Raw genomic sequence first — 13,363 nt, 5'->3', positions numbered from 1 at the left:
GGGAAGCCTGTTGTTACCGCAATCGCACGACAATGGCCAAACGGCTCATCCGCGCAGCGTCTTCGCCGGCGCGGATTATAACGGCGAAGACGCCCTGCGGATAAGCCGTTCGCCTATCGCAACGAGATCAGCGGTCCATCAGCTCCAGACCGTACAGAACGGCGCCCGCGATCACGATGGCACCAATAACGGCCAGCGCGATCTTGCCCCAGCTGTAGGGGCGTTCGCCCTGCACCTTGCCGCTTTGGGCGTTCACCACGAAACGATAGCTTTTGTCGCGATACTTATAGGCGGCGATCCAGACGGGCAGCAGGATGTGCTTGAAGGTCACGTCATCCACATGGGTATTCATCGCGTCGATCTTCTGGGCATCCCCGCCGATGTCGCGGCGAATGTCGCGTTCGATCTGGGCATTCATAATCGCCCGTGCCTCAACCATGCCTTCGTCCAGCTCGACTGTATAACCTTCGGCGCGAAAGCCCGACAGGAACTCGGGCCGATATTCCGCCAGCGCGCTCAGATCCCAAGGGGCCAGCGCGTCGGTGTAGCGTTTGGGCAGCGATTTGGAGGCCAGCACGAGGATATCGTCAAAGAACCGGCTAACCCGCCCGAACGCGCGGGTCCAACGGATGCGACGTTCCTGCCGGGGCTTTCCATCGGGGCCTTGCACCGTCACGTAATAGGCCGTGCCCTTCTGGCCGCGATAGCTGGTATTCGTGTCGGCATCATATGTCCAATAAGGCACATAAATCCCGTCCAGGCTGCTTTCTTTTCGGGCGTATTCCTTCAGTCCGCCGGGGGCGAACCACAGCCCGCCAAGCCAATCGTTCATGGCCTTTTTCGCCTCGCGCTCGGTCAGTTGGAACGGTACGAGCCCCTTGGGCTTGATGTGGCGATGGGTGCCCGTATCCGCCACCACTGGCGTCGCGCAGAAAGGGCACTCCTGGCTGTGATCGGCCCCGTCAAACTGCACCTGCGCCCCGCAAGAGGGGCAGGCCGAGACGCGGGTTTCTTCCATCTCGGCGGCATCAACTTCGCCGCGCAAGGCCGCTTCGAAATCGTTCTCCACAAGGGCAGAGCCTTCGCCAGCAGACTCGCCGTTCCAAGGGCCGTCTTCGACCTCGATCGGTTCTTCGTTGCCACAGTGATCGCAGATCATTTTCCCTTCGGTTGGGGCAAATCGCATGTCAGAGCCGCAGTTAGAGCATGGGAAACGGTGCTCATCCTCGGGGCGGGCGGACTCGGGCGTGCTATCGAAGGTATCGGACATGGGAAAGGTCTTCCGGTGGAATGCGTGATGGCCCCAGTGTCTTGCGAGTTGCAGACAGATTCAAGCAGGGAAAACCGCCGCTTGGCAGAGCCGTGCAGGCATTGCCGTTACAAAAACCGGTGCAGCGCCTTGGGGGCCATGATCCGCAACGCATTGTCGCGCAGATAGACGTGGCGCCAGATATGGAAGCCCGCGTGCAGGATTGCGATCAAAGCCAGCCCGTAGAACTGATAGACATGGACCCACGACACGACACGGTGGGCCTCGGGTAAATCCAACGGCGGCGCGATGGGCAAGACACCCCCCGCCCGGAGCATCACAGCCGAGGTTAACCCCAACCCAAACCCTGTCAGGGCCACGCAAAACAGGCCCCATATCAAGCTCTTATGCAAAACCGGATGGAGCGCTCGGGCGCGGGGCGGCAGCTTGGGGCCGGGGCGCGAGGCCAGCCCCCTGCAGAGGTGCGATACCGTCCACACAAGGGCGAGGGTCACGAAGATCAGCCCATTTATCGAGTGTAGTTGAAACCATCCCGGGCCCAACCTGCGCAGCGCGTCGGGATCTGCGAAAATAAACCAGATGAAAAACGGGATGATTCCCCAGTGCAGCAGCTTCAGGCGCGTGCGGCGGTTCGGAAGGCGAAGGGGCGGCTGGGGCATCGGGGCGCTCTCATGGGGGGCAAGAGGTAGCGCGGTTTTCTCGATTGGAAAGGGTTAAGCCTTGGGTGGCAAGGCAAGGGTAACCTTGCTGAACGCGCGCAGGCCCGGCCGGTTGAGCCACTTCGGCGGCTCTGCAAGGGACAGCGTGGGATAGCGGCGCAACAGCGCATTTAACGCGACGCTTGCCTCGATCCTTGCCAATTGCATCCCTAGGCAGACGTGGGGGCCAAAGCCGAACCCGAGATGCGCGTTGGGCTTACGGTCAGCCCGAAGCGTGCCTGGGCAAGAAACGCGGGCGGGGTCGTGGTTCGCGCCAATCAGTAGCGCTGAAATCATGTCACCCTTCTTCACTGGGGTGCCGAGGGCACTGGTATCTTCCGCCGCGAACATCGCTTTGGTCATCATCACCGGGGAATAGAAGCGGAGGAATTCCTCGATCATCAGATGGCGGCCATCGGGCGCGTCGCGGAATTGCGCGCTCAGGGTCGCATCCTCGGCCATCGCAACGATCGCGACGTTAATCAAATGCACCGTGGTTTCATGGCCCGCAAGAAACAGGAGCATTACGATGGAAAGCAGTTCCCCGTCGCTCAACCGGGTGCCGTCTTCTTCGGCATGGACAAGGGCCGAGATCAGGTCGGGACCGGGGGGCGCGGATTGGGCCGCGGCAAACAGCGCCCGAAACTCCTTATGGACGCCCTTCAAACGCATCATGGCGAAGAACGCCCGAATTGGATTGGTCACAGAGCTGAGCGGCGCAATGCGGGCGGTCAATCGGGCATGGGTGGCCTCGGGGACGCCAAGCAAAGCGCAGATCGCCAGAAAGGGCAGGGGGCGCGTGTAGTGGTTAATGATGTTAACCGAACCGCTTGCGGGCAAGGCGTCCAGCAAGTTTTCCGCCATCGTCTCAATCTTCGGACGCAAATCTTCAATGCTGGTGCGCGCGAAAGCCAGTTCGACCAACCGCCTTTGGCGACGGTGGTCCGGATCATCCTGCACAATCATCGTGTTAAGCATCGGCTTGATCGCGGACGGCATCCACCAGAACCGCCGCGCAAGAGATTTGCCGGTGATCGGGGCCGGATCGCGGCGGAAAAGCTCCGGTGATTTCAAGAGTTTGCGGGCGGCTTCATCGGTGGTTGTCATCCATATGGTGCCAATCACCGGGATTTTTACCCGAACCAACGGCCCCTCGGATCGCATCTGTGCCAATTGTTTGGTCGGATCAGACAGGAACGCTGGATCATTCAGCTTATAAATCATCGCGCCCTCCGTTTTGTTGGTCCGTGCGCCCTTGCGACAGTGACTGCGCGGGCAAGCGCCTTTTCCTTGCGCCAACTCCTCGTTAGATAGGCAGTATAGCACAATTCTGGAAGCAACATGACCCGCCCCGTCATTGGCATTATCGGCAACCACCACCTTATCAACGATCAATATGCGACCCATGCGGGCGGCATAATGAACTCGGAAGCCGTGGCAGAAGTCTCGGGCGGCTTGCCGTTGATCGTGCCTTCCAACCCCGAATTCGTGGATTTCGAGTCGCTATTGGCGACCTGTGCGGGCTTTGTTTTCACCGGCGGGCGGCCCAATGTGCACCCCGAAGAATACGGTGAAGATTATACCGAAGCGCACGGCACCATGGACAGGGATCGGGACGCACTGACCTTGCCGTTGATCCGCGCCTGCGTCGAACGGGGGCAACCGATCCTTGGACTTTGCCGGGGCTTTCAAGAGGTTAACGTCGCCATGGGCGGGTCACTCTATCCTGAAATCCGTGATCTGCCGGGCCGGATGAACCATCGGATGCCCCCAGACGGCACGATTGAGGAAAAGTTTGAGCTGCGCCACAAAGTGACCTTCACCGAGGGCGGGCCGTTCCACCGTTTGATGGGCGCCCGAGAGGTGATGACCAACACGCTGCACGGCCAAGGGATCAAGAAAGCGGGCCCCCGTGTGGTGATTGATGGCCATGCCCCCGATGGCACGCCCGAGGCGATTTATATCGCCGACGCCCCCGGATTTACCCTGTCGGTTCAGTGGCACCCCGAGTATCGGGCCGCCGACGATCCGGTGTCTCGCCCGCTGTTTTCTGCCTTCGGTGAGGCCGCCGCTGCTTGGGCCGCCGGCAGAATGCCCGTGACAGTAAGTGACGTGGCTTAGCGCTCGGCGCTTCATCAACATTCAAAATTTTTGTTGCCTGATCGCGCGGCGTTCGGGCAAGATTGCGGCCATGAATGGCTGTGGCTTGGATACGGGGTTTGCTTTCACGTGCCCCGCAGGCTGTACGCGCGATTTGCGTGTGGTTCATTGAATTTATGTGAAGAATTTTGAAAGGCTCTCCGATGATCTCCAACTTTTTGAAGACCAGCGTTGCCGCGACCTTGCTGCTTTCCAGCCCCGCATGGGCCGATTGGAACGCCAATTTGATCTCCCTTGGGGCGACGGGCGCGGGGGCGACAGGGCAGGTGGAATGCGCGCCGAACGGGCCGTTCGGCTCGGTCTGGGGCACCGGCACCTATACCTCTGACAGCTCCATTTGCACCGCGGCCGTGCACTATGGCTGGATCGCCCACAACCAGGGCGGGCTGGTTGATTTCCGCCAGGTGCCTGGGCTGGATTCCTACCCCGGATCGGCACAAAATGGTGTAACTTCATCGGATTACGGACCATGGAGCGCAAGCTTCCAGATCACTGGCGCGACGCCCCTTGGCGGCGGTGTCCGGCAGATCGCTTGGGGCGACAGTGCGGATTCCCTAGGCGTCGCGAGTGCGGTGGGAGAGGTCATTTCACTTGCTTGTCCCGCCGATAGCCTTGGCGGCGGTTCGGTTTGGGGCACGGATGTCTACACCTCTGACAGCGCAATTTGCGCGGCAGCGGCCCATCGCGGGCACATCGCGGCGGCGACGGGCGGAGTCGTGACGGTGCGCATTTTGGGATCACAGCCGAACTACGGCGGGTCCGAGCGCAATGGTGTTGTCTCGTCAGATTATGGAGAATGGCCGCGGAGCTATTCTTTCCACTAGTAAAATCAAGGCACTAAGTCTTGCCTCTGGCCCATGGCTAGGGGCAAGCGCTGCGGCGGAGGTCACGCGACTTTGGCTGCCAGAAATGCACCTATCTTCGCGATGGCGGCATCGGCGGCGGGGGCTTTTCCGGCGTGCAGTTGCCAGACGTGGGGCAAGCCGGGCCACAAGTCGAGCGTGGCGTCATCCATCGCGTCGAGCAGCCGCTTGGCGTCTTGAACCAAGGCCTCTCCGGTGGCGGCTTGGATCAGGGTTGGGGGCAAGTTGGTGAGGTCATCAGACAGGGGCGAGATCTCTGCGCTGTCGCGGTCCATCCCCGGTAAGTAGACGTCTTTTATGCGCTCGGGCCACGATGGCGGGATCAGGATTTCATCCTCCGCCTCTGCGAAACGCGCTTCGACCTCGCCCGACAGATCGGCGATCGGGGCCAGCAGGCCGAGCGCCTTTGGCATCGGCGCACCACTGTCGCGGGCATGACAAGCCACCTGCAAGGTCAGACAACCGCCCGCACTGTCACCGCAGATGGCGACCGGCGGCGTTCGGGCCTGAACCAAAGCGTCAAACCCCGCGATGGCGTCAAGTTTGGCCGCGGGGAAGGGGTGTTCTGGCGCAAGGCGGTACTTCGGGACGACAGCGCGAAGCCCGGATGCAGCGGCCAAATGGGCCACCAACGCGGCGTGGGTGCGAGGGCTGCCAATGGTGAAGCCGCCACCGTGCAGGTACAAAAGGACCGGGGCATCCGGGGCGACACCGGTTGGAAGGATGTGCAAGCTGCCGTCGGCTTTTTCGGTTACTGCCGTGCCCTTGGGCAGTGCGGCCCCCATCCTTGCGGTGAGGGAAAATAGCTTGCGAAGAATGGGTTGCGAGGGGATGAGGCGCAAAGCGGTGCGGTCAACATAGCGTGCCATGGCCCGCCAGAAGCGGTCAGTAAGTGTCAGTTGCATCGCGTTCAGGCCCCTTGGCGTGTTCCGGTTGGCCTGATCTTTGCCGCCCGGGGCCTTTTTCACAATCCCCCTGTCGTAACGTTGCTTGTCAGACCGGGCGGCAGGCGCGCTTATTCAGGCGGCGGCAGCAGCGTGATTTCCCCCTGATCCGCCAAGTCGCGAATGGTGGAGACCAAATCAGACATCGCGGCTTCGCCTTCCTCTGGCTTCGGGGCGCCAAGCCCCTCGGCCTCATCGCGCATCTGCTCGGCCAAGCGCTTTGACATATTCTCCAAAAGGAATTCCACCGAGAGAGGTGCTGTTGAAAGCCCCGCCGCGAATGCCACGATGATCGACTGCGCATCCGCTTTACGCACGATGATCGGCACATCGCCTGGTTCGACGCGTTCCGGGATATGGTTGAACGAGAAGATGGATTTGCGCACTTCCTTGGCGAAGAGCGCGTCCTTGTCGTTCAATCCTTCTAGCATTTTGTCGCGGGCCGCTTGCGGGGTGGAGTTCAGGATCGCACCCACCCGTTCGGCAGCGGTTTTGGAGAATGCTTGCGGCGGCACCGCGTCCAGTATCGCGGCGATATCGGCGCCAATGCGGACCACCAGATCGGGTGAGATCGTTTCGGTCAGCGCAACGGTATGGGCAAGGATTTGGGCCCTGTCTTCGGGAACTTCCGCCAGAAGCGCCGCCGCCTTGGCGACGGTCAGCTTTGACAAAAGCACGGCGCAAACTTCAGCGCTTTCGCTTTCCATCAGCGGAGAGAGCCGCTCCACCGGTTGCTTCGCGATCCGTACCCACGGGTCGTTGCCATCGCTATTAGCAGCCGCCGAGCGCAGCGCGCTTAGCGCGTCTTCGCCAAGGTGAGGTTCCAGAAGATCAATCGTTTCACCAAGCCCATCGGGAAAGCTGAGCGCCAGATTGTCGATCCGATCCGTGAATTCTCGCACCACCGCCGCCAAGGTCTGGCGATCAATATTCCCAAGTTCCGAGATGATATGAGCAAGCCGCGTTTGGTGATGTGGCGCCAGTTTCTGCACGCCCGGTGATACGCCTTGCCCCAGCAATAGCCGCACGATCACAGCCGCTTTTTGCTGCTGGCCCATGCGTTTGGGGGTGACATCGATCATCCCCGCACCGCCATTGGCCACGCCATCTAGCGATAGCGAAGGCGAATTGCCGTGAACGTCGCGCAGCACTTCCATATTGGCCCTTTCTCATCACCCATTAGGATCAGTAGAGCCAAAGCATTAAGGATCGGTTAGTGCGCGACGTTCGCCGTCAAGCAATTGCGTTATTCGCCGAATACGCGGGCAAAAATCGTGTCCACGTGCTTGGTGTGATACCCAAGGTCGAATTTCTCTTCGATCCCGTCCACGCCAAGGGCTGCTACAACGGCCTCATCCGCCAGCAGTTCCTCGCGGAAGTCAGTGCGTTCTTCCCATACTTTCAAGGCGTTGCGCTGCACCATGGCATAGGCGTCTTCGCGGGAAACGCCTGCTTGCGTCAGCGCCAAAAGCACCCGTTGGGACATCACAAGACCGGGGTACTTGTTCATGTTGTCCATCATGTTTTCGGGGAAGATCAGCATCTTATCGATGACACCGGTCAAACGATGCAGGGCGAAATCAAGGGTCACTGTCGCGTCGGGTCCGATGGAACGTTCCACAGAGGAATGCGAAATATCGCGTTCATGCCACAGCGCCACGTTCTCCATCGCGGGCACCACGGCCATGCGCACCAACCGCGCAAGGCCGGTCAGGTTCTCGGTCAGGACCGGGTTTTTCTTGTGCGGCATCGCGGAAGAGCCCTTTTGCCCGACCGAGAAAAACTCCGCCCCTTCAAGAACTTCCGTGCGCTGCATGTGGCGGATCTCTGTCGCCACATTCTCGATAGAAGACGCGATCACGCCCAGGGTCGCGAAGAACATCGCGTGGCGGTCGCGGGGGATGACCTGGGTGGAGATCGGCTCTGCGATCAGGCCCAGTTTCTCGCAGACGTGGGCCTCAACGGCGGGGTCGATGTTGGCGAAGGTGCCCACTGCGCCGGAAATCGCGCCGGTTGCAATTTCTTCGCGGGCCTGCACCAGACGGGTGCGGTTGCGATCCATCTCGGCGTAGAAACGGGCAAACGTCAGACCCATGGTGGTGGGCTCGGCGTGGATACCGTGGGACCGACCCACGCGGACCGTCATCTTATGTTCCATCGCACGCTTTTTCAGGGCCGCCAAAAGCGCATCCATATCGGTCAGAAGGATGTCAGCGGCGCGCACCAGTTGCACGTTCAAGCAAGTGTCCAGAACGTCGGACGAGGTCATGCCCTGATGCACAAAACGCGCTTCTTCGCTGCCCACATGTTCGGCCAGATGGGTCAGGAAGGCGATCACATCGTGCTTGGTCACGGCCTCAATCTCATCAATGCGGGCGACGTCGAATTCAACGTCTTTGGCCTTCCACACAGCGTCGGCATTTTCGCGCGGGATCACGCCCAGATCAGCTTGGGCGTCGCAGGCGTGGGCCTCGATCTCGTACCAGATGCGGAACTTCGTGGCGGGCTCCCAGATGGCGACCATTTCGGGACGGGAATAGCGGGGGATCATGGGCTTGCCTTTCACGAGAGATTTCGGCTGTCTGATACGAGGCTGAAGCAAGGGGAGCAACCCGGTGGGGCGATTGGCAGCAGGGGGCGCGGGCAAATGATAGGACTGGATGCGCTGAAAGGGCGTTGGCAGCTGTCGCGTGTCATTACCGATTACCGTGCTGATTTGACCGGGCGCTTTGAGGGGGAGGCCGCGTGGCGACCTATCGAGGGCGGGCTTGAGCAGGTTGAGCAGGGGGTGCTTCGTTACGGCGCGGCAGCGCCGATGCAGGCGACGCGGCGCTACCTGTGGCGGTCCCAAGGGGCTGAATTGGCGGTATTTTTCGACGATGGTCGCCCGTTTCACACCGTCCCCGAGGAGGGCAAGGAAGCCCTGCACGATTGCCCGCCTGACACCTACCGCGTGCGCTATTCATTCAAGGGAAGGGATGCATTCTCGACCTTGTGGCGGGTCACCGGCCCGCGCAAAGACATGCTTTTGGACACCACCTTCACCCGCATTTGATTTTTCGCGCCTGCGACGGCGGGAAAGCCGCCGCTTGCAATAAAATCGGGCCTCGGTGACGGTGTCTTAGTTGACCCTTTACCTTTTTCCCGGAGTTTCCTTCATGCGCTTCCTCCTCGCGACCGCCATTCTTGCTGCCTTGAACCTGCCGTTGACCGCCACGGCGCAGCAGGGCGGTGCCCTTACACCTGATCTTGGTCCCAATATTTCTGGCCATGTGTGGACGCGCTTCTCGCAGGTGAGCGACAACGTGTTTGATACGTTCTTTGCCGTGACCTACGGCGTGCCGGAAACCGATGACGTCGCCATCACGGGGCAGTGTTTTATCGGCGCGCAGGGGCCATTGGTGGCGCTTCAGGTCGGGGCTGATATCGAGGGGCTGGCCGAGGATTCTGTCGCGACCCTGCGGGTGCGTGCCGATGATGGGCGCGTCGTTGACGTGGACGGCAGTGTGGTGGGCACGGATGCGGAATTCGGCGTGTCCGGGATCGAACTGGTGCTCGAGATGTCTGACCCCGCGTGGCTGGTCATTGCGGGCAGCAACACCGTACAATTTGAGCGGGTCGGTGGGCGCGGGGGCTTTACGCTCACGGGCAACGGGCCCGACACCCTTGGGCCGTTTCTGGCCGATTGCGATCAGATCGACACGCTAACACCGGAAAGCGGGCTGCGCCCCTCGGCCCCCATCGGGGCGCAGGATGGTTTTTTGTCTTGCGATAACTTCGGTCGGGTCGCCTCGCGCAATACGGGGCAAAGCAATGTGCTGACCTTCACCAACGAAAGCGGCCTGTTTCGGGGATTGTTGTGGGTCGATACCAACGGCGTGCCCGTCGACATGGGCGGTATGAACCCCGGCGAACAGATTTCCTTCAATACCGATCCCGGCCATGTGTGGATGGCGACCGACGGTCCCGGCAATTGCCGGGAAATGATCCAGCCCGTCGCGGGGCAAACGGGCTATACGCTAACGGTTCAATAGGCTTGTCAGAGGTTTAACAAAAGGGCTGGGGCGGCGTTGCCTTAGCCCTCTTCAGCCTTTGCCGCTGCCATGATCCGGTCCGCCTTTTTGCGCACCAAAACGCTGCGCAGGTCGTGCATGGCCAGCAAGAGGCGGTCTGTCACGTCTTCAAGATCCTCATCCTCGGCCCGACTGTTGGCCCAGTGGGTGGTGAGGTTGAGATAATCTATCGCCCGGTGGATATCGTCGATATCGCGGTCTTTCAGGACGGCGCGACGCTCTTCCATCCACTCTGCGATAACGGCGGTCTCTTCCGCATTCAGGACATGGTCGCCGTGGGGTTTGACGTTGCCATTGCGGATGTTGACCACGGCGATTTCGTCCATCTCAATCCGGCGCTGACGGTTCTCGGTCGAGACCCGAAACACCGCGGCGCCGTTTTCGCGGATGCGGAAATAATATTCGGGAAGATCGGTCATCGTGGGCCTGTTCCGGCTTTATTTCGGTACGGCGACTGTTCCGGCAATAGGTTCGGACGTCAAGGCGCAGGGCTAAACGCGCCGCGCGATCATGTAAAGGCGCGGCGGGGTTCCGGGCTGAGTGGTCTCTTCCACCACCTCAAACCCGGCGTCCTGGATGGTCTTTTGCAGCTGCGAAATCCGCTGGTGACGCACAAAAGGCGCTTTGCCGAACACGGCCATGATGCTGACCAAGGGCTTGAAAAACCACTTCTCCCCCAGACAGGCGGTCTTAGAGATGAACAGCCCGCCCGGCTTCATATTGGCATGAATTGCCGCCAATACCTCAGTCTGATTTGGTAGCAAATGCAGGATGTTGAGGGCAAGGACTCCGTCGAAGGGGCCGTTGGCAAACACGGCCGGATCATCGGCTTCGCCTGCAATCAGGGTGATGTTCTCAATGCCAGCCTCAGCAGCTTTTTCGCGCCCGATATCGATCATTGCGGGAGAGATATCGATCGCAGTGATATGGGCCACATGGCCCGCCAGTTCCAGCGCGGTGGAACTGGTGCCACAGCCGATTTCCAGCAGGTGATCGGTGGGCGACAGATGCGCGATTGTCCGCTCTAACGTGGCGCGGTAGCCCTCTGGGTCCGAGATTTTGCTGGTGGCGTATTTGGGCGCGGCTTTGTCCCAGAACGTAGCGGAAGAGGTCATGAAATCGCTCCTTTGGCCATCAGCTTACGGGGCTAGTCCTCTAAACAACACGGGGAAATCACTCCCGTCTAGGCCCGGATCGGCGCAAGACCCTTGGCGATCCACCGCTGCGCGAAGATGAACACGATTAGCGGTGGCACCATGGCAATAACCGCCAGCGTCAGCGATGCCGGAGAGCCTGCGCGCAGCAACGCAATGCCGCTGACCACAGTGGCGCGGTCCGGCGCTGAGGGGGAGGCGATCATCGGCCAGAGGTATTGGTTCCACCCCAAAACGAAGAAGAACGCCAGAAGTGCTGCAATGATTGGCAGGCTCAGCGGCACAATGATGTCGCAGAACACGCGCAGGGGCCCGGCGCCATCCAGTCGCGCGGCCTCGATCACTTCGGGTGGAAGCTGCATCAATTGTTGCCGCAGGATCAGGGTGCCAAGGCCCGTGGCGGTGATCGGCAGGATCAATCCCGTGTAGGTGTTCAGCAGCCCGAGGGCGTCGGTCACAAGGATTGTAGGCATGATCCGCGATTCGATCGGCAAAAACAGGGGCAGCAGGATCAGGGAAAAGATGAAACCCGCGCCGGGGACCCGAAAGAAGACCAATGCGAAGGCCGCCAAAAGCGAGGTCGCCGTTTTGATAAGGGCCACGCCTGCGGCAATAACAAGAGAGGTTGTGACCAATTGGATCAGGTTCGGCCGCGAGTTGGAAGGTTCCAAAAGGGTCGAGATGGAGGAGATCGAGAAGCCTTGGATCAACAGCAACGCTGGCGGCCCCAGCATGAGGGCACAGCCTAGGATGAGGATCAGATGATCACGGAAACGGGCGCGCTGCATGGCACGGGCCTACAGCGCGACAGGGGCAGAGACAAGCGCGATAGGGCTACGAAAAAGGCGCCCCAAGCGGGACGCCCAATTGATGCGGCAATGGCGGGCTTAAGCCCGCCCTACGGCATTACGTCAGCGCGGCGCAGAATTTCTGGATGCGCGTGCAGGCCTCGACCAAGTTCTCGTCCGAGGTGGCGTAAGATACGCGGAACGCGGGCGATAGGCCGAACGCGCCGCCGAAGACCACGGCCACGCCGTTTTCTTCCAACAGCGCTTTGGCGAAGGTTTCATCCGTGTCGATCTTCGTGCCCCCGGCAGAGGTCTTGCCAATGCAGCCGTGGATCGAGGGGTAGACGTAGAAGGCGCCTTCAGGCGTTGGGCAATTGATGCCCTCGGCCTCGTTCAGCATCTTCACCACCAGATCGCGGCGACGGGCGAAGGTTTCGTTATTGGGAGCCAGGAAATCCTGCGGCCCGTTCAGCGCCTCTACAGCGGCCCATTGGCTGATCGAACAAGGGTTCGACGTGGATTGCGACTGCACTTTGCGCATCGCTTTAATCAGCTCATCAGGGCCCGCGGCGTAGCCGATACGCCAGCCGGTCATCGCATAGGCCTTGGAGACGCCGTTGCAGGTCAACGTGCGGTCCATCAACTTGGGTTCAACCTGCGCGGGGGTGGCGAATTCAAAGTTGTCGTAGACAAGGTGCTCATACATGTCGTCCGTCATCACCCACACATGGGGATGGCGCAAAAGCACATCGGTTAACGCCTTTAACTCTTCCGCCGTATAGCCCGCGCCCGTGGGGTTGGAGGGGGAGTTGAAGATGAACCACTTGGTTTTCGGCGTAATCGCGGCTTCCAACTGCTCGGCAGTGATCTTGTAGCCGGTCTGGGAGGGCCCTTCGACAAACACAGGCTCGCCACCCGCCAGCAGAACCATATCGGGGTAGGATACCCAGTAAGGGGCGGGAATGATCACCTCATCCCCCGCGTTCAGGGTCGCCATCAGCGCGTTATACAGGATCTGTTTGCCGCCGGTGCCTACGGTGACCTGTGCGGTGGTGTATTCCAGATCATTATCGCGCTTGAGCTTGGCAACGATCGCTTGTTTCAGCTCTGCAATCCCATCAACGGCCGTGTATTTCGTCTTGCCGGCATCAATCGCGGCTTTAGCGGCGGCTTTGATGTTTTCGGGGGTGTCGAAATCGGGCTCACCCGCGCCAAGGCCAATCACGTCCTTGCCCTGAGCCTTCAGCTCGGCAGCGAGGTTGGAGACGGCAATCGTGGGAGATGGTTTCACCCGGGCAAGCGTGTCGGAAAGGAAGGGCATCGTGTCGCGTCCTTTGGGGATGGAGCCCGCTAAGATCGGGCTATATTGCAGGTAATAGGTGCATAGAGCGGCCTATCGGCGCGATCAACCTC

At 60.5% G+C, this 13,363-nt stretch carries 14 protein-coding genes; 4 read left to right on the top strand and 10 right to left on the bottom strand.

All coding sequences use genetic code 11. From position 1 onward, the window contains the following. Positions 1–127 precede the first annotated feature (127 nt). The 3 genes from K3728_11705 to K3728_11695 form a co-directional block, all read right to left on the bottom strand. Positions 128–1,270 carry a TFIIB-type zinc finger domain-containing protein gene (locus K3728_11705; GenBank protein ID UWQ94384.1) on the bottom strand — a complete coding sequence of 381 codons (1,143 nt, stop codon included), beginning with the start codon at positions 1,268–1,270 and terminating at the stop codon, positions 128–130. Positions 1,271–1,377: 107 nt separating this feature from the next. Next, positions 1,378–1,929, bottom strand: coding sequence for a cytochrome B (locus tag K3728_11700; GenBank protein ID UWQ94383.1), 552 nt, complete (start codon positions 1,927–1,929; stop codon positions 1,378–1,380). Between the two features lie 54 nt (positions 1,930–1,983). Continuing rightward, positions 1,984–3,192, bottom strand: coding sequence for a cytochrome P450 (locus K3728_11695; protein UWQ94382.1), 1,209 nt, complete (start codon positions 3,190–3,192; stop codon positions 1,984–1,986). 117 nt (positions 3,193–3,309) lie between these two features. Here K3728_11695 and K3728_11690 point away from each other — a divergent pair, with 117 nt between their 5' ends. Further along, positions 3,310–4,089: a gamma-glutamyl-gamma-aminobutyrate hydrolase family protein gene (locus K3728_11690; GenBank protein ID UWQ94381.1), complete on the top strand. Its 780-nt coding sequence runs from the start codon at positions 3,310–3,312 to the stop codon at positions 4,087–4,089. A gap of 182 nt (positions 4,090–4,271) precedes the next feature. Further along, entirely contained in the window at positions 4,272–4,952 is a 681-nt protein-coding gene (locus K3728_11685) for a hypothetical protein (protein UWQ94380.1), read from the top strand. Positions 4,953–5,014: 62 nt separating this feature from the next. On the opposite strand, the gene K3728_11680 is transcribed toward K3728_11685, so the two are convergent. The 3 genes from K3728_11680 to purB all read right to left on the bottom strand — a co-directional run bounded on the left by K3728_11680 (position 5,015) and on the right by purB (position 8,486). Next, the gene (locus K3728_11680) at positions 5,015–5,959 is read right to left on the bottom strand and encodes an alpha/beta hydrolase (GenBank protein ID UWQ94379.1); all 945 of its coding nucleotides are present in this window, start codon (positions 5,957–5,959) and stop codon (positions 5,015–5,017) included. 47 nt (positions 5,960–6,006) lie between these two features. Further along, on the bottom strand, positions 6,007–7,092 hold the full coding sequence (locus K3728_11675) for a flagellar motor switch protein FliG (protein UWQ94378.1): 1,086 nt from the start codon (positions 7,090–7,092) through the stop codon (positions 6,007–6,009). A gap of 89 nt (positions 7,093–7,181) precedes the next feature. Continuing rightward, the gene (purB, locus tag K3728_11670; protein ID UWQ94377.1) at positions 7,182–8,486 is read right to left on the bottom strand and encodes an adenylosuccinate lyase; all 1,305 of its coding nucleotides are present in this window, start codon (positions 8,484–8,486) and stop codon (positions 7,182–7,184) included. A 105-nt stretch (positions 8,487–8,591) separates the two neighbouring features. On the opposite strand from purB, the gene K3728_11665 reads away from it, so the two are divergent. Together K3728_11665 and K3728_11660 are read left to right on the top strand one after the other, a co-directional pair. Continuing rightward, on the top strand, positions 8,592–8,990 hold the full coding sequence (locus K3728_11665) for a trigger factor (GenBank protein ID UWQ97534.1): 399 nt from the start codon (positions 8,592–8,594) through the stop codon (positions 8,988–8,990). Between the two features lie 103 nt (positions 8,991–9,093). Continuing rightward, positions 9,094–9,969, top strand: coding sequence for a hypothetical protein (locus K3728_11660; GenBank protein UWQ94376.1), 876 nt, complete (start codon positions 9,094–9,096; stop codon positions 9,967–9,969). A gap of 41 nt (positions 9,970–10,010) precedes the next feature. Here the strand turns inward: K3728_11660 and K3728_11655 are convergent, their stop codons facing one another. The 4 genes from K3728_11655 to K3728_11640 form a co-directional block, all read right to left on the bottom strand. After that, positions 10,011–10,427, bottom strand: a complete 417-nt coding sequence (locus tag K3728_11655; GenBank protein ID UWQ94375.1) for a hypothetical protein — start codon at positions 10,425–10,427, stop codon at positions 10,011–10,013. A gap of 72 nt (positions 10,428–10,499) precedes the next feature. Then, positions 10,500–11,123, bottom strand: a complete 624-nt coding sequence (locus K3728_11650; GenBank protein ID UWQ94374.1) for a methyltransferase domain-containing protein — start codon at positions 11,121–11,123, stop codon at positions 10,500–10,502. 68 nt (positions 11,124–11,191) lie between these two features. Further along, on the bottom strand, positions 11,192–11,950 hold the full coding sequence (locus K3728_11645) for an ABC transporter permease subunit (protein ID UWQ94373.1): 759 nt from the start codon (positions 11,948–11,950) through the stop codon (positions 11,192–11,194). Between the two features lie 118 nt (positions 11,951–12,068). After that, entirely contained in the window at positions 12,069–13,271 is a 1,203-nt protein-coding gene (locus K3728_11640; GenBank protein ID UWQ94372.1) for a pyridoxal phosphate-dependent aminotransferase, read from the bottom strand. Positions 13,272–13,363: the final 92 nt, after the last annotated feature.

It is taken from the genome of Rhodobacteraceae bacterium M385 (genome assembly GCA_025141835.1).
Classification (GTDB): domain Bacteria; phylum Pseudomonadota; class Alphaproteobacteria; order Rhodobacterales; family Rhodobacteraceae; genus Gymnodinialimonas.
Note: the sequence above shows the minus strand (reverse complement) of the source record. Positions and strands in the feature narration are given on the sequence as shown.

Coding starts and splice junctions, on each gene's coding strand:
- K3728_11705 (UWQ94384.1), bottom strand. CDS start 1,270: ATGTCCGATACCTTCGATAGCACGCCCGAGTCCGCCCGCCCCGAGGAT.
- K3728_11700 (UWQ94383.1), bottom strand. CDS start 1,929: ATGCCCCAGCCGCCCCTTCGCCTTCCGAACCGCCGCACGCGCCTGAAG.
- K3728_11695 (UWQ94382.1), bottom strand. CDS start 3,192: ATGATTTATAAGCTGAATGATCCAGCGTTCCTGTCTGATCCGACCAAA.
- K3728_11690 (UWQ94381.1), top strand. CDS start 3,310: ATGACCCGCCCCGTCATTGGCATTATCGGCAACCACCACCTTATCAAC.
- K3728_11685 (UWQ94380.1), top strand. CDS start 4,272: ATGATCTCCAACTTTTTGAAGACCAGCGTTGCCGCGACCTTGCTGCTT.
- K3728_11675 (UWQ94378.1), bottom strand. CDS start 7,092: ATGGAAGTGCTGCGCGACGTTCACGGCAATTCGCCTTCGCTATCGCTA.
- purB (UWQ94377.1), bottom strand. CDS start 8,486: ATGATCCCCCGCTATTCCCGTCCCGAAATGGTCGCCATCTGGGAGCCC.
- K3728_11660 (UWQ94376.1), top strand. CDS start 9,094: ATGCGCTTCCTCCTCGCGACCGCCATTCTTGCTGCCTTGAACCTGCCG.
- K3728_11655 (UWQ94375.1), bottom strand. CDS start 10,427: ATGACCGATCTTCCCGAATATTATTTCCGCATCCGCGAAAACGGCGCC.
- K3728_11650 (UWQ94374.1), bottom strand. CDS start 11,123: ATGACCTCTTCCGCTACGTTCTGGGACAAAGCCGCGCCCAAATACGCC.
- K3728_11645 (UWQ94373.1), bottom strand. CDS start 11,950: ATGCAGCGCGCCCGTTTCCGTGATCATCTGATCCTCATCCTAGGCTGT.
- K3728_11640 (UWQ94372.1), bottom strand. CDS start 13,271: ATGCCCTTCCTTTCCGACACGCTTGCCCGGGTGAAACCATCTCCCACG.